Raw genomic sequence first — 15116 nt, forward strand, 5'->3', positions numbered from 1 at the left:
TTAAATGATAATTCATTATCAATAATCAGCATCTGAAGTCTTAATATTAATTCAACGTATTAACCCTCAATGCGAATTCAGTCACTTTATCCCAATTCGTATATTCAATTTCTTTATCTGTATCTGTTTCTCCACCAGTAATCTTCATAATTAATTTAATCATCATACGATCAAACCAGTTATATCGAGGATAAAGTAATGCCCCAGCAAACACTGCCGAACATTGTGGTTCCCAAGCAATACATTGCAAAAATTTACGTACATACACGTTCGTTTCTGGTGTATTTTTATCATCCTTTCTCGCTGTCAAATTCACCCCAAAAAATGCACTTGGTTTACTGTTCAAAAGTGCGGTATTTTTTTTAATAAATTTATACAAATTCTTATTAAAATAGCCATAACGTACCGAAGCACCAATAATAATCCTATCAAAATCAAAACAAATCTGTTCAGAAATAGACCGCACTTCAACCTCGCTGGATAATTTAGAGGCTAAAAATTCTGCAATTCTTTTTGTCTGACCATCATAACTTGAATACAAAATCAGGGTTTTCATTAGGTTTTCCAAAAAGAAGGAGTAAATAAAATTAATAAAGAAAAGATCTCAAGTCGCCCAGCAATCATAGCAAAAGATAAAACATATTTTGCATTATTTGATGCTTCTGCAAATCCCGTACCAGCGGATCCAAGCCCTGGACCTACGTTGGTTAATGTCGAAAAGATAGCAACTAAAGCATCAAGTGGATCCATTCCACATAAAATCACCCCAAATACACATAACCAATAAGTGAAGAAGAAAGCGATTAAAAACGCCCAAATCCCCTCAATTATTCGAGATGATAATAAGGTTTCCCCTAATTTGATCGGTACAACTAAATTAGGATGAACCAAAAACTTAATTTCTCGTTTAAATTGTAACCAAAGGACTAAGATACGAATCATCTTTAATCCACCCGAAGTCGATCCTGCACACCCACCTAAAAGTGCAGCGAAAACTAACAACATAGATAAAAATGTTGGTAATTCATTAAAATTAAATAGAGTAAAACCTGCAGTCATTGACATGGAAGACATTTGTGCAGAACCTTGCGAAAAAGCATCTAAAATCGACATATTTTGATATGAAATATATAACCCGATAGTCATAATGGCTATCAGTATAGATTGCACTACACAAAAAAAACGGAATTCAGGATCGCTAAAATAGGTTTTCCAAACAGATTGATATTTGCGATTCATTAATGCTTTCACGTGTAAACCAAAGTTGCACCCCGTAAATAACATAAAAAAAGTAGATAACAAATAAATTGTTGAATTTTGGAAATAACCTAGATTTGCATCATGAGTAGATAATCCGCCATTAGATACCGTTGAAAAACTATGGCAAATTGCATCAAAAAAAGTCATTCCAGCTAACCAATAGGTTAACGTACATAATACAGTTAGTCCCCCATAAATTATCCAAAGTAATTTAGCCATTTCGCCGATGCGAGGTAAGGTTTTCTGATCTTTCAAAGGGCTTGCCGATTCAGCACGATATAATTGCCCGCCACCGACACCTAATAAAGGGGTAACTGCAACCACTAAAACGATTAATCCAATCCCCCCAATCCATTGTAAAAATTGCCGATAAAATAAAATAGATTTAGGCAAATTATCCAAGCCTGAAATTGCTGTTGCTCCAGTGGTAGTTACTGCTGAAATGGCTTCAAAAATTGCCTGAGCAAAATCAATATTAAGTTCATCAAAAAATAAAAATGGGATAACTGAAAGTCCACATAGTAAAAACCAGAACATAACAACGATCAAAAATCCTTCTCGAGAACGTAACTCTTGTTTATAGTTATAGCATGAACGCCATAATAAAGCCCCCAACAATAAACTAAAAGCAAAGGTTTCAATGAAAGCCTTACCACCCCCATCACCGTAAATTAATGCAACAAATGCTGGCACAAACATAGATAATGAAAAACACATTATCAAAATGCCGACTATTCTAATAATTGATAAAATATGCACAATATATTTACTCTAGTTATATATAAAACAGATGATCAATAACAAACAGAACCGCAGTGGTTCATTTTATCATATACTATGATTAAATGTTCTTAACTTTTGACCAACTACTTTCTTCACGTTATCATAGGATAACAATTAAATAAATTGAAAAACATAATAATGAATGAAATACCGATAGATTATACCCTAGATGCAAAAGGATTACGCTGCCCTGAACCAGTAATGCTAATACGTAAACAAATCCGTTATATGTCGAATGGTGATGTATTACTGATTATTGCCGATGATCCTGCCACCACTCGCGATATTCCAAGTTTCTGTCAATTTATGGATCATCAACTTTTACACTCAGAAACGACTACAAGCCCATATAAATACTGGGTACAAAAAGGCATACAAAAAAGCTAAATAACTTACATTACTTAGCTTTCTTGCTGTCTATGTTATCAATACAACTTCAATGATGGTCTAATAAAGCGATTCAATCGTCCAATCAAAATAATTAACCCGACTTTAAAACAACCATGTAAGCGTTGTTGATGTAAACGGTATAGGGAAATATAGGCTAAACGGGCTAAATTTCCCTCCACGGTTAATGAACTTTTCTTACCCGTGGTGATGTTACCAAGTGCGGTGAATTTTGAGAGAGAAACTAGCGATCCTTTATCACGGAAAACAAACGGTTTAAGTTCTGTTTTGCCCTCAAATAACGCCACAATATTTTGTCCACAGGTCGTTGCCATTTGGGTAGCGGCTTGACCACGAGGGGGAACTGGCGTGCCGTCTTTTTGCAATAGGAACGCACAATCACCTATGGCGAAAACAGTATCATCTAATGTCGTTTGTAAGGTGTCTTTAACGCAAAGTTGATTAATACGGTTGACTTCTAAACCATCAAATTGCTTAGTAACCGTAGAAATACGTACCCCAGCAGCCCATACCATCAAATCCGCTTTAATTTCATCACCATCTTTCGTGAGCAAGCTATTCGGCGTGGCTTCAGTAATCATTGTCTTGGTTTTCACGCGTACCCCTAATTCTTCTAATTCCATACGAACAGATTCAGAAATACGTTCTGGTAATGCTGGTAATAAGCGATCCCCTGCTTCAATCAGGGTAACTTGTAAACAATCACTACGAATTTTGCCATACCCATAAGAAGATAAGTGAGTAGCCGCATTAAACAATTCTGCCGACAACTCAACCCCTGTGGCTCCACCACCGACAATAGCAATATTGACTTTATCTTCTTCAACTAAATTTTGTTTACTGCTATCTTCACCAATTTCTGATAACGCATTGTTTTCAGAGAATTTTAAGAATAATTCCAACATTTTGTGTTGAAAACGCAACGCCTGATTGGCTGAATCAAGGAAAATACAGTTTTCTGCTACGCCTTTGGTATTGAAATCATTAGACTTACTACCTATCGAAAGCACTAAATAATCATAAGGAATACGACGTGCCACCACGATAATATCCCCCTCCGAACCATACACGGGATCTAATTCAATATATTTGTTGGTACGATCAATACGGGCAACCGAACCTTGTTCAAAATTAAATCCATGATTATAGGCGTGAGCACGAAAACTCACCGCATCAGTTTCAGAATCCAAAACGCCTGTAGCGACTTCATGCAACAATGGTTTCCATAGATGGGTTTGATTGCGATCTACTAAGACAACATTTGCCTTCTGCTTCTTTCCTAATTTGTGACCTAAGAATGTGGCGAGTTCTAATCCGCCAGCACCCCCGCCAACAATAACAATGTTTTTCATAATTAAACGTTCCTAAAAAAATAAAAATTTACAAATTGTCAACAATTTTAATATGTACGCTATAGAAAGTCTATTTATAAAGCATAAATAGCACAAAAAGGGTATAATGCTTTCCTTGTTTAACTTAAGGAAAATCGCACCTCGTGAAAAAAACCTTATTAATTTTAACCGCACTATTCTCATTCAGTGGGCTAACAGGCTGTGGAACCATTGTGCAATTAATCGATCCCACCGAAAAATACAATGCCTACGATGGCACAAAATTTGACTGGCAACAGGCTCAAAAATGGGGACTGCCAATTTTGGATTTGCCGTTGTCTTTTTTATTAGATACCGCATTATTACCCTATGTTTGGTCGCAAGAATAATACACAATGAAACTGAACCCTCAACAACAACAAGCCGTGGAATTTAGCAGAGGACCTTGTCTGGTCTTAGCTGGTGCAGGTTCAGGCAAAACCAGAGTAATTATTAATAAAATCGCTTATTTAATCGCTCACTGTGGTTATTTGCCAAAACATATTGCAGCAGTAACCTTTACCAACAAAGCAGCACGAGAGATGAAAGAACGAGTAGCTCATTCCATAGGTAAAGATAAAACCAAAGGATTAACGGTTTCCACCTTTCACACCCTTGGTTTTAATATCATTAAACAAGAATATAAACAACTCGGTTTTAAGGCTAATATGACCTTGTTTGATGAACATGACCAACTTGCTCTACTGAAAGATTTAACTGCAAATGAATTACAAGAAGATAAAGATTTATTGCGTGAGTTAATTTCCGCCATTTCCAACTGGAAAAACGATTTAATTATGCCAGATACGGCGTTGGCATTAGCCAGAGATCAAAAATATCAAATTTTTGCTCAATGTTATGATCGCTATGCCAAGCAAATTCGAGCCTATAATGCTTTAGATTTTGATGATTTAATTATGTTACCTAGCTTATTATTTCGTCAAAATGAAGAAGTGCGGTCAAAATGGCAGAATAAAATTCGTTATTTATTAGTTGATGAATATCAAGATACTAACACCAGCCAATACGAACTGATTAAATTATTAGTTGGTAGTCGAGCCAATTTTACCGTGGTCGGTGATGACGATCAGTCTATTTATTCATGGCGTGGAGCCAGACCGCAAAATATGATACGACTACGTGATGATTTCCCAAAACTTAATGTCATTAAGTTAGAACAAAATTACCGCTCTACCCAACGAATTTTACACTGTGCGAATATTTTAATTGATAACAATGATCATGTGTTTGATAAAAAATTATTTTCAAATTTAGCTCAAGGCGAGAAACTACAAGTAATTGAAGCTAAAAATGAAGAACACGAAGCAGAACGTGTCGTAGCTGAATTAATCGCTCACCGATTTACCCATAAAACCAAATATAAAGATTATGCCGTATTATATCGAGGCAATCATCAATCACGCTTATTAGAAAAAGTGTTAATGCAAAATCGCATTCCCTACAAAATTTCGGGAGGAACATCTTTTTTTAGCCGAGCTGAAATCAAAGATATGATGGCATATTTGCGAGTGTTAGTAAATCAAGACGATGATGCCGCATTTTTACGTATTGTGAACACTCCCAAACGTGAAATTGGCACCGCTACCCTAGAAAAATTAGGATTATTGGCTCACGAAAAACATATTAGCTTATTTGCTGCTATTTTTGAATTTGAATTAATTCATAGAGTAACACCAAAAGCCTATAATGCCTTACAAAGTTTCGCACGCTGGATGGTGGAACTTAATGATGAATTATTACGTGCCGAACCAGAACAAGCCGTAAAACGTATGCTGGCTCAAATTCAATATGAAGAATACTTATACGAAACCGCCACCAACCCGAAAATAGCAGAAATGCAAAGTAAAAACGTAGCAACATTGTTTGAGTGGGTAGCATCGATGTTAAAAGGAGATGAGGTGAATGAGCCAATGACTTTAAATCAGGTCGTCACCAATTTAACCTTGCGAGATATGCTAGAACGTAGTGAAGATGATGATGCCAGTGATCAGGTACAATTAATGACCCTACATGCGTCCAAAGGATTAGAATTTCCGCACGTTTTTTTAATCGGCATGGAAGAAGGCTTATTGCCACATCAAAGTAGCGTTGACGAAGATAATGTGGACGAAGAACGCCGTCTAGCTTATGTTGGTATTACAAGGGCTCAACAGACATTACGTTTTACCTTGTGTAAAGAACGCCGACAATATGGTGAATTAATTAGCCCTGAACCGAGCCGTTTTTTACTGGAGTTACCACAAGATGACGTGCAATGGGAAAGAGATAAACCACCATTAACCGAACAGCAAAAGCAACAAAAGGCAACAGCAAATATTGCGAACTTACGAGCTATTTTAGCCAACGCTCAAGCTAAACCCAGCTAAATTGTAGATGATTTAAACAAATAGACGGTTTTTAACAAAAAGCGTTTGACTTGTTTATATAAAACCGTATCATATCGTCCACAAACCAGTTGCGGTGAGATGGCCGAGCAGGCTGAAGGCGCTCCCCTGCTAAGGGAGTATGGGGTTAAAAGCTCCATCGAGGGTTCGAATCCCTCTTTCACCGCCATTTTTATTTGTTGTATGACTGTTGGTTTGTCACAATTTAATTTATTTAAATCTGCACCCGTAGCTCAGCTGGATAGAGTACTCGGCTACGAACCGAGCGGTCAAAGGTTCGAATCCTTTCGGGTGCGCCATTTCATTTTTACTCTAGGTGGATTGGTATAGATTAAATAAAACTCTCTACGCACCCGTAGCTCAGCTGGATAGAGTACTCGGCTACGAACCGAGCGGTCAAAGGTTCGAATCCTTTCGGGTGCGCCATTCTATTTTTCTTTTATTAAGAATACCTAGCACTTACGTACTAGGTTAAGCATAGTGACGCTACTCCGTAGCTTAAAAAATATCTATTTTTCAACCGCACTTCTATTTACGCTCGATCAAAACTTGGGACCCCGTCTGAACCGCCTGAGCGTTTTGGTATTTTTAGCTAAATTTTGCATGTCTGAGCGAAGCGAGTTCAAAATTTAGCGTTAAGAAAATACCAAATAAGCGAAGAAAAGCGGTGAAATCGGGGCGTGCTTTTCTTTGCCTACTTTCTTTTACACAAGTAAAAGAAAGTACGGTCGCCCATCGGGCGAAACCCGATCCTAAAAAAACAAAATTTGCAATAAAAATACAAAAAACTAATTACATCTCCCCCATTTTATAGCAAAATACCCCAAAAAATCCCCAACAGGAAACAAACATGATCGATCACGAAACACTACAAAATTACACCGCACTTATCTTCGACATGGACGGCACCATCATCGACACCATGCCGAGCCATGCTCTTGCTTGGCAAAAAGTAGGCGAAATCTTAGGCTATCCCATTACGGGCGAGATTATGTACGAGCTTGGCGGTGCCACTGTGTCGATTATTGCTCGTGAAACCATGCAACGCCACAATATCCCTGAACAGCATTTTGATGAAATGGTTCGCTTAAAACGTCAATTCGGATTTGAAATGGTGGAAAAAAATGCCACATTATTGCCAGCTTTTGACATTATCAAAACGAATTTTGGTAAAATCCCCATGGCATTAGGCACGGGTTCACACGGCTTTATGGTAGATTTATTACTGGATAAATTTAATTTGCGTCAATATTTCAATGCTGTCGTCAATGCTGATCAGGTAACACATCACAAACCAAATCCTGAAACGTTCTTACGTTGTGCAGAATTACTCAATGTCGAACCACAACATTGTCTGGTATTTGAAGATGCCGATCTGGGTGTGCAAGCAGGATTGGCTGGGGGAATGGACGTATTTGATGTACGGATTAATCAAATTATTTACGCTAAATAACAAAAAATGTTTGATTTTTTAACCGCACTTTTAGGTGAACATAGTCTTTATTTAATGTTTATTAGTGCTTTTCTAAGTGCAACCGTTTTACCAGGCAATTCAGAAATTGTCTTTTTAGCCTTAAGTGCCAAAATTCAGATTATTGCGAATCACTATTTTAGTCCAGCCATTATGCAATTAATTCTAGCTGCCACATTTGGCAATACGTTAGGTAGTTTAACCACTTACTGGCTTGGGCGTTGGTTGCCTTTTCCTGAAATCAAGCCTGACCAGCAAAGAAAAGTGCGGTGGATTTTAGCCAAATTTTTTCGCTATGGAGCAATTTTATTGTTATTCAGCTGGCTACCCGTGTTAGGTGATTTGATGTGTGCTGTTGCAGGTTGGCTACGCCTGAATGTCTGGCAAACTTTAATTTATATGTTAATCGGTAAAGGATTACGCTATTTATTTTTGTTGAGTATGGTGATCGGTTATACTTTTTGGGCGTAAATGTGTAGAATGTGTGAATGTTGACTCGCCCCCCTCAGTCCTTTGGACAGCTCCCCCCGCAAGCAGGGGGAGCGAAGTTTAGATTGTTTTACTTCCCTTTGCTTGAGGAAAGGAACAAAAATGCTTTCCTTCCCCTTGCTTAAGGAAAGGAGTAAAAATACTTTCTTTCTCCTTGCTTGAGGAAAGGAGCAAAAATACTTTCTTTCCCCTTGCTTAAGGAAAGGAGCAAAAATACTTTTCTTCCACCTGCTTGCGGGGGGAAGTCCCCGAAGGGGGATGGGGGGCGAATATAACCCAACTGGAATAACAACCAATTTTTTATTATTAATACATAAAAAAAAGCCCCTCACAAGGAAGGGCAATATAACCTAAGGAACCAATTTTTTATTATACAACTGCAAGTTGCTTGTAATATAAGACTAGCGTTATTCCATAAAGTTCAAACTTTTTTTAAAAAAAGGAAAAAATTATGCCATTACTTGATAGTTTCAAAGTCGATCATACCATTATGCACGCGCCTGCGGTGCGAATTGCGAAAACCATGACCACGCCCAAAGGCGATATTATCAGTGTTTTTGACCTACGTTTTTGCCAACCGAACAAAGAAATTATTTCGCCTCGCGGCATTCATACCCTTGAGCATTTATTCGCTGGCTTTATGCGTGATCATTTAAATAGCGATGATGTGGAAATTATTGATATTTCACCTATGGGCTGCCGTACGGGCTTTTATATGTCCTTAATTGGTGAGCCGAATGAGCAACAAGTGGCAGATGCTTGGTTAAAAGCGATGCACGATGCCTTAGCGGTGAAAGATCAAAACACCATTCCCGAAATTAACCAATATCAATGCGGTTCATTCAAGGAACATTCACTGGAAGACGCTCACAAAGCGGTGCAGCACGTGATTGACAAAGGCATTGGCATTAACAAAAACGAAGATTTAATGTTAGATGAGAAATTGCTTTATCCACAAGCATAAGGAAAAAACAATATGACAACTATCGGTACCCCCTTAACGGCAAAAGCCACCAAAGTCATGATACTGGGTTCAGGCGAGCTTGGCAAAGAAGTCGTTATCGAATTAATGCGACTTGGCGTGGAAGTGATTGCTGTAGATCGCTATGCAAACGCCCCTGCTCAACAAGTCGCTCACCGTGCTTACACCATTTCTATGTTAGACGGTAACGCCTTGCGTGAACTGGTGGAAAAAGAACAGCCCGATTATATCGTTCCTGAAGTAGAAGCCATTGCCACCGATACACTGCTGGAATTGGAACAGCAAGGCTTTAACGTGATTCCGACTGCCAAAGCTACTAAACTCACCATGAACCGTGAGGGTATTCGCCGTTTGGCTTCGGAACAATTGGGTTTACCCACCTCGCCTTATCAATTTGTGGATAACCTTGCCGACTTTGAAAGTGCGGTGCAAAAAATCGGCGTTCCTTGCGTGGTCAAACCGATAATGTCATCATCAGGTCATGGTCAATCGGTAGTGAAATCCTTTGATGACGTGCAAAAAGCATGGGATTACGCTCAACAAGGCGGACGGGCGGGTGCTGGGCGTGTGATCGTAGAGGGTTTCGTTAAATTTGATTATGAAATCACGTTGCTGACCGTTCGCCATATCGGCGGTACTTCTTTCTTAGCCCCTATCGGACACCACCAAGAAGACGGCGACTACCGTGAAAGTTGGCAACCACAAGCCATGTCAGACATCGCTTTGCAAAAAGCCCAAGCCATTGCGGAAAAAATCACAGGTGCCTTAGGTGGACGTGGCATTTTCGGGGTGGAAATGTTCGTGTGTGGTGATGAGGTGATTTTCAATGAAGTATCGCCACGTCCACACGACACAGGAATGGTCACTCTAATTTCCCAAGAATTATCCGAATTTGCCTTACACGCCCGTGCGATTCTCGGCTTGCCTATTCCGCAAATCAATCTCATCAGCCCGTCTGCATCAAAAGCCATTGTAGTGGAGGGAAAATCCAATCAAGTCCAATTCGGCAATTTGGTCGAAGTATTAAGCGAACCGAACACCGATTTACGTATTTTCGGCAAAGGCGAAGTAAATGGACACCGCCGTTTGGGCGTAATTTTGGCTCGTGATGAAAGCGTGGAAAAAGCCTTAGCAAAAGCGGTTAGGGCGTATGAGAAGTTGGACGTGACGCTTTAGTTTGTTAAGTTATGTGAGCCTGTCGACTGACAGGCTTTTTTTGCTTGATAAAATCAATAAAAATATCCCGCCAAAACAACGGGATATTTTATTCTGTTTATTCTCTAAAAACCAATTTTCGCATTCACATAGTAAGCACGTCCATGCTCATTGTAGCTTTCTGCTCCGTTGTTGGTACGATAAAGTTTTTTATCAAATAAATTAGTCACGCCAACACGCATACTAATATCTGGAGTAAATTGATAACCAGCATTAATTCCCCAAATAGCATAGCTACCCACTTCATTTTGGCTTTGTGGAAGTGTAATTGAAGTTGCTCCACCTTGCCCTGCTTCAATACGATTAATCGCAACATGACGTGGTTTTTGGCGACCATAGTGAGTAAAGGTTAAATTCATATCGAATTTATCCGTTGCTTGCCAAGCTAGTGTGCTGTTAATGGTATGTTTCGGAATAATAGACAGTGGATTGCCTTGGTAATCCTCTGATTTACTCATATACGTGAAATTATTACTCCATTGCAAATGGTTTAATAACGGAATCACTAGATTACCTTCAAAGCCTGCTATCGTAGCTTTTGGAGTATTCGTCCATTGATACAAATGACTGCCGATACTACTCAGACCAATTATCTCATCGCCGATCACAATTTTATTACGATAGGCGTTATGGAAGTAATTAATAGAAGCCTGCCAGCCGTTATGAGAAAACTCCAAACCAATTTCTTTATTTACACTGGTTTCAGGTTTGAGATTAGAATTACCTTGATAATAACAACGTACCGTTGTGTTAATCGGGCAACCTTGTCCTCGAGTATAAAGAATAAAATTCGGATTCGTTTGATAGAGATTTGGGGCTTTATAAGCTCTTGCGATACCACCTTTAATGGTAAACATCTGATTGAAACTGTGGGAGAAGTTCAGTGATGGACTCCAATTATTGCCACTGTCACTATTATAATCAAAGCGAACAGCTGGAATAACACTGGTCGCTTCTGTCACATAAATATTATCTTCTGCATACAATGCCCAACTATTTTGCGATACTTTACCACCACGATTAGCATTAATGCCTGTAAATACATCGGTTCTACCTTGATCAGTAAAGCCTTGGGTCATGGAAGCATCATCTTGTAAGGAACTATGATAATATTCGAAGCCAAGGGTTAATACCTGCGGTACGCCTAAAGTAAAAGGAATATCCGCTTCACTGTGTAAACGGAAATTTTTCAAATAACTGTTGTTATATGTATCAGCTGAGGTATAACTCCCCTCTGGACCACCCGCTAAACCTTCGGGTAAGCGACTATTGGTGGTACGATCATAACTAATGGTATTTTCCGTATTCCCCCAATCCCATTGCCCTTCATGGGTTAAAGAATAAGCTGAACGATACAGACGAGCCGTTTCCATACCACTATCTCTAATAGCAGCAGTTATGCCTGTTGCATTACTATTCTGACTATCACCATTATAAATATTACCTTGACGGCTAAAACTACTGTCCAAGGTTAATTTTTGTTGAGTGTTAATTTTCCATTGCAAACGTCCTGCTATATCACGGTTACGCACGCCCTCTACCCCTGCCGCATTCGCCCCAGGGACAACGGCATTATTATTGGGATTAATCGTATTCGGGTTAATCCCCACCGCATCGGCATCAGTTTTATTGGCACTACCATATAAACGGAACGTCAATACATCACGAATTAATGGACCACTCAAATTAAAGCCTACGCGTTGAGTTGCTCCCTCTTGATCGTCTTCAGGTTGACTGGTGTAATAGCTGAGAGAACCTTTCCATTCATTAGTTGCTGGTTTGGTTTTAATATTCACCACGCCCCCCATTGCCCCTGATCCATAACGAGCGGCAGCAGGACCACGTAATACACTAATACTTTCGATTTCTTCTACAGGTACCCAGTTGGAATCACCACGGGTATTACGCTCACCACGCATAGAAATGCGTTCTGCATTGCGAGAAGTGACTGGCTTACCATCAATTAAAATTAAGGTATTTTCTGGTCCCATACCACGAATATCAATTTGACGTTTATTACCACGTTGCCCTGTGGCAGTATTCCCCGTTAAGTTTACGCCTGGCATGGTACGAATTAATTCGGACACATCATTAGCTGGCGGACGTTTCTCCACATCTTTGGTCGAAATTTGTGATACCCCAAGAGATTGTTGTAATTGCTGTTCAGCGGTAACATGAATAACATCGAGCTTAACAGGGTTATCCGTGCTTTCTTCTGACCAAGCAAATTGGCTCATGATTGCCAAACTAATCAAAGAGAAATTAGCTATTCTTTTCATATATTGCTCCTTAAATTGAAATAATAAAAATAATAAAAACGAAATAAATATTATAATTTCCGACTAAAAATGTAAACTATTATCATTTAATAATATGTTCACCACTTCTACTATTCCTAATTCTCTGATTTGAAATGTCACATTATAATTCGCTAAATGTACCCCATAAATCCGCTCAGAAATCTGCCCTTGTTGATAAGCAGGTCTGGGATCTTGTTGTAAGACTTCGGTAATAAATCGCTGAAAGTGCGGTTGAAATTCTTCGATTTTTTGCACCGCAGTTTGGGCATCAGGGCTGAATTTTACTTGTAACAACACAGGGGGCTTTGCTTGTGCAAAACCTGAAATAGCATTAGGTTCACTGTCGGCGTAAGCAATATAAGGTTTTATATCAAAAATTGGCGTGCCATTAACTAAATCCACAGAACCAAGATACAATAACACCTTGCCTTGTGAACAATCAATTTTACGCAATTCCACTTTCGATAAACCTAACGGATTCGGGCGATGGGTGGAGCGTGAAGCAAATACACCCACTCGCTGATTTCCCCCTAAACGGGGTGGACGAACAGTAGGTTGCCACTTGCCTTGAGGGATTTTATCGAATTGAAAGATTAGCCATAAATGGCTAAATTGTTCTAATCCTCGTACGGCTTCAGGGAAATTATAAGGTGGTAATAATTCTACAATGCCCGTGCCATCTTGCACCAAATTAGGCTGGCGTGGCACAGAGAATTTTTCTTGATAAGGGGTGTGAATAATGGCTACTGGCTGTAAAGTTAAGTTCAAATCAGACATCTTTTTTAATCTATGTTAAAATGCTCGCCTTTATATTACCTGATAACCACCCAAAGTGCGGTGTATTTTTGAAAAATTCTTATTATGGCAACAATAAAAACATGGCTCGACACAGCTCGACCAAAAACCTTACCACTGGCGGTAGCTATTATTTTAACAGGTTCAGCGTTAGCTCAATGGCATGGCACATTTAGCTGGTCAGTCACCTTACTTTGTTTACTCACCGCCACCCTATTACAAATTGTATCGAACTTTGCCAATGATTATGGTGATTATCAAAAAGGTTCCGATACCACAGAGCGTATCGGTCCATTACGTGGTATTCAACAAGGAAAAATGACCGCAAACCAGCTACGTAATGGCTTGATTGTGATTAGCATAGCAAGTTTTATATCGGGAGCGAGCTTAATTGCGTTAGCTTATGAAACCACACAAGATTTGATTGCTTTCGCTATATTGGGAATTTTGGCGATTTTGGCAGCGATTACCTATACCGTTGGCAAAAAACCTTATGGTTATTTAGGTTTAGGCGATATTTCAGTGTTCCTGTTTTTTGGTTTATTAGCCGTGTGTGGCACCTATTATTTACAAGCTCACAGCCTTGATTGGTCGATTTTCTTACCTGCTGCGGCTTGTGGTTTTCTATCAACTGCGGTGTTAAATATCAATAATTTGCGGGATATTGAACAAGATCGCAAAGCAGGCAAAAATACGCTCATTGTACGAATCGGGGCGGAAAACGGACGAATTTATCACTGGCTATTATTATTAGGGGCAGTCCTTTGTTACACCATTTTTGCCTTATTGCATAAGCCGTTATTGCTGATCATTATTGCGGTGATTGCTGTATTATTAGCCAAACATGCTTATTTTGTTTATCAACAAAAAGATCCCATGGCATTACGTCCAATGCTCGGCAAAATGTCAATGCTGGCGTTGTTAAGCACGATTCTATTTAGTTTAGGCTTGCTAATTTTATAGAATCAAGCATATACTTATAGTCAGATAAATTTTAGATAAAAGGGAAATCCTATGCAAATTGATACTTCTGAACTTTGTGATATCTACCTCGATCAGGTAGATGTAGTCGATCCTATTTTTTCTAGTTTTGGTGGCGTGACAAACTTTTACGGTAAAATCACCACTGTCAAATGCTTTGAGAAAAATGGCTTAATTGCAGAATTATTAGAAGAAGATGGGGCAGGTCGTGTATTAGTGATTGATGGTGGCGGTGCGGTTCGCCGTGCCTTAATTGATGCAGAACTTGCTCAACTGGCTGCCAAGAATCGCTGGGAGGGCATTATTGTATATGGTGCTATTCGTCAATTAGCTGAATTAGAAAATATTGATATTGGTATTCATGCTCTTGCTCCTATTCCCGTAGGGGCTGATGATGATAATCAGGGCGAAAGTGATGTCCCTGTGAATTTTGCAGGGGTAACTTTTTTCCCCGAAGATCATATATATGCTGATTTAACGGGGATTATTTTATCGCAAGAGCCATTAGAATTAGATGAGCTAGAAAACGAATAATTTATTTGAAGAATGGCATAAAAGTGCGGTGAATTTTGTAAGAAAATTAACCGCACTTTTTTTATTTTATGATCGGTGTCACAAATCCATAAAAAAAGTATTGCTTTTATTTAACAAATTGCT

The 15116-nt window shown here is 39.0% G+C and carries 14 protein-coding genes and 3 tRNA genes; 12 read left to right on the forward strand and 5 right to left on the reverse strand.

All coding sequences use genetic code 11. From position 1 onward, the window contains the following. Window positions 1-46: 46 nt before the first annotated feature. Together hemG and O1Q81_RS00745 are read right to left on the reverse strand one after the other, a co-directional pair. Window positions 47-556: a menaquinone-dependent protoporphyrinogen IX dehydrogenase gene (hemG, locus tag O1Q81_RS00740; RefSeq protein WP_386697711.1), complete on the reverse strand. Its 510-nt coding sequence runs from the start codon at window positions 554-556 to the stop codon at window positions 47-49. Next, on the reverse strand, window positions 556-2019 hold the full coding sequence (locus O1Q81_RS00745; protein ID WP_386688383.1) for a TrkH family potassium uptake protein: 1464 nt from the start codon (window positions 2017-2019) through the stop codon (window positions 556-558). Before O1Q81_RS00745 ends, hemG begins: the two co-directional genes overlap by 1 nt. A 162-nt stretch (window positions 2020-2181) precedes the next feature. Between O1Q81_RS00745 and tusA the strand changes: the two genes are divergently transcribed. Then, window positions 2182-2430, forward strand: coding sequence for a sulfurtransferase TusA (tusA, locus tag O1Q81_RS00750; RefSeq protein ID WP_386688386.1), 249 nt, complete (start codon window positions 2182-2184; stop codon window positions 2428-2430). 38 nt (window positions 2431-2468) lie between these two features. Here tusA and O1Q81_RS00755 read toward each other — a convergent pair whose 3' ends face one another. Then, a complete protein-coding gene (locus tag O1Q81_RS00755; RefSeq protein ID WP_386688389.1) occupies window positions 2469-3803 on the reverse strand; it encodes an NAD(P)/FAD-dependent oxidoreductase in 1335 nt (444 codons plus the stop codon). A 143-nt stretch (window positions 3804-3946) separates the two neighbouring features. On the opposite strand from O1Q81_RS00755, the gene O1Q81_RS00760 reads away from it, so the two are divergent. The 9 genes from O1Q81_RS00760 (at window position 3947) to purT (ending at window position 10344) form a co-directional block, all read left to right on the forward strand. Then, window positions 3947-4171 (forward strand): YceK/YidQ family lipoprotein, encoded by a 225-nt coding sequence (locus O1Q81_RS00760; protein WP_386688391.1) that lies wholly within the window; start codon window positions 3947-3949, stop codon window positions 4169-4171. 6 nt (window positions 4172-4177) lie between these two features. Then, on the forward strand, window positions 4178-6208 hold the full coding sequence (rep, locus tag O1Q81_RS00765; RefSeq protein ID WP_386697713.1) for a DNA helicase Rep: 2031 nt from the start codon (window positions 4178-4180) through the stop codon (window positions 6206-6208). Between the two features lie 93 nt (window positions 6209-6301). Further along, window positions 6302-6395, forward strand: a tRNA-Ser gene (locus O1Q81_RS00770). A 53-nt stretch (window positions 6396-6448) separates the two neighbouring features. Then, window positions 6449-6525, forward strand: a tRNA-Arg gene (locus tag O1Q81_RS00775). Between the two features lie 50 nt (window positions 6526-6575). Continuing rightward, window positions 6576-6652, forward strand: a tRNA-Arg gene (locus tag O1Q81_RS00780). 424 nt (window positions 6653-7076) lie between these two features. Beyond that, window positions 7077-7679 (forward strand): beta-phosphoglucomutase family hydrolase, encoded by a 603-nt coding sequence (locus tag O1Q81_RS00785; protein WP_386697715.1) that lies wholly within the window; start codon window positions 7077-7079, stop codon window positions 7677-7679. A gap of 6 nt (window positions 7680-7685) precedes the next feature. After that, window positions 7686-8168 carry a YqaA family protein gene (locus O1Q81_RS00790; protein WP_386697717.1) on the forward strand — a complete coding sequence of 161 codons (483 nt, stop codon included), beginning with the start codon at window positions 7686-7688 and terminating at the stop codon, window positions 8166-8168. 469 nt (window positions 8169-8637) lie between these two features. Next, window positions 8638-9150 carry an S-ribosylhomocysteine lyase gene (gene luxS / locus O1Q81_RS00795; RefSeq protein WP_386697718.1) on the forward strand — a complete coding sequence of 171 codons (513 nt, stop codon included), beginning with the start codon at window positions 8638-8640 and terminating at the stop codon, window positions 9148-9150. Between the two features lie 12 nt (window positions 9151-9162). Continuing rightward, window positions 9163-10344, forward strand: coding sequence for a formate-dependent phosphoribosylglycinamide formyltransferase (purT, locus tag O1Q81_RS00800; RefSeq protein WP_386697720.1), 1182 nt, complete (start codon window positions 9163-9165; stop codon window positions 10342-10344). Window positions 10345-10448: 104 nt separating this feature from the next. Here the strand turns inward: purT and O1Q81_RS00805 are convergent, their stop codons facing one another. Together O1Q81_RS00805 and tsaA are read right to left on the reverse strand one after the other, a co-directional pair. After that, window positions 10449-12662, reverse strand: a complete 2214-nt coding sequence (locus O1Q81_RS00805) for a FepA family TonB-dependent siderophore receptor (protein ID WP_386697722.1) — start codon at window positions 12660-12662, stop codon at window positions 10449-10451. A 63-nt stretch (window positions 12663-12725) separates the two neighbouring features. Then, entirely contained in the window at window positions 12726-13460 is a 735-nt protein-coding gene (tsaA, locus tag O1Q81_RS00810) for a tRNA (N6-threonylcarbamoyladenosine(37)-N6)-methyltransferase TrmO (protein WP_386697724.1), read from the reverse strand. Window positions 13461-13544: 84 nt separating this feature from the next. Here tsaA and O1Q81_RS00815 point away from each other — a divergent pair, with 84 nt between their 5' ends. Both O1Q81_RS00815 and rraA read left to right on the forward strand, forming a co-directional pair. Further along, window positions 13545-14441 carry a 1,4-dihydroxy-2-naphthoate polyprenyltransferase gene (locus O1Q81_RS00815; RefSeq protein WP_386688407.1) on the forward strand — a complete coding sequence of 299 codons (897 nt, stop codon included), beginning with the start codon at window positions 13545-13547 and terminating at the stop codon, window positions 14439-14441. Between the two features lie 51 nt (window positions 14442-14492). Beyond that, entirely contained in the window at window positions 14493-14993 is a 501-nt protein-coding gene (gene rraA / locus O1Q81_RS00820; protein WP_386688409.1) for a ribonuclease E activity regulator RraA, read from the forward strand. Window positions 14994-15116: the final 123 nt, after the last annotated feature.

This window comes from Lonepinella sp. MS14436, assembly GCF_042470565.1.
GTDB lineage: Bacteria > Pseudomonadota > Gammaproteobacteria > Enterobacterales > Pasteurellaceae > Lonepinella.

What these genes read in the sequence shown, in the direction of transcription:
- O1Q81_RS00785 (WP_386697715.1), top strand. Translation starts at nt 7,077, where the DNA reads ATGATCGATCACGAAACACTACAAAATTACACCGCACTTATCTTCGAC.
- O1Q81_RS00815 (WP_386688407.1), top strand. Translation starts at nt 13,545, where the DNA reads ATGGCAACAATAAAAACATGGCTCGACACAGCTCGACCAAAAACCTTA.
- O1Q81_RS00790 (WP_386697717.1), top strand. Translation starts at nt 7,686, where the DNA reads ATGTTTGATTTTTTAACCGCACTTTTAGGTGAACATAGTCTTTATTTA.
- rraA (WP_386688409.1), top strand. Translation starts at nt 14,493, where the DNA reads ATGCAAATTGATACTTCTGAACTTTGTGATATCTACCTCGATCAGGTA.
- O1Q81_RS00755 (WP_386688389.1), bottom strand. Translation starts at nt 3,803, where the DNA reads ATGAAAAACATTGTTATTGTTGGCGGGGGTGCTGGCGGATTAGAACTC.
- O1Q81_RS00805 (WP_386697722.1), bottom strand. Translation starts at nt 12,662, where the DNA reads ATGAAAAGAATAGCTAATTTCTCTTTGATTAGTTTGGCAATCATGAGC.
- tusA (WP_386688386.1), top strand. Translation starts at nt 2,182, where the DNA reads ATGAATGAAATACCGATAGATTATACCCTAGATGCAAAAGGATTACGC.
- hemG (WP_386697711.1), bottom strand. Translation starts at nt 556, where the DNA reads ATGAAAACCCTGATTTTGTATTCAAGTTATGATGGTCAGACAAAAAGA.
- rep (WP_386697713.1), top strand. Translation starts at nt 4,178, where the DNA reads ATGAAACTGAACCCTCAACAACAACAAGCCGTGGAATTTAGCAGAGGA.
- purT (WP_386697720.1), top strand. Translation starts at nt 9,163, where the DNA reads ATGACAACTATCGGTACCCCCTTAACGGCAAAAGCCACCAAAGTCATG.
- luxS (WP_386697718.1), top strand. Translation starts at nt 8,638, where the DNA reads ATGCCATTACTTGATAGTTTCAAAGTCGATCATACCATTATGCACGCG.
- tsaA (WP_386697724.1), bottom strand. Translation starts at nt 13,460, where the DNA reads ATGTCTGATTTGAACTTAACTTTACAGCCAGTAGCCATTATTCACACC.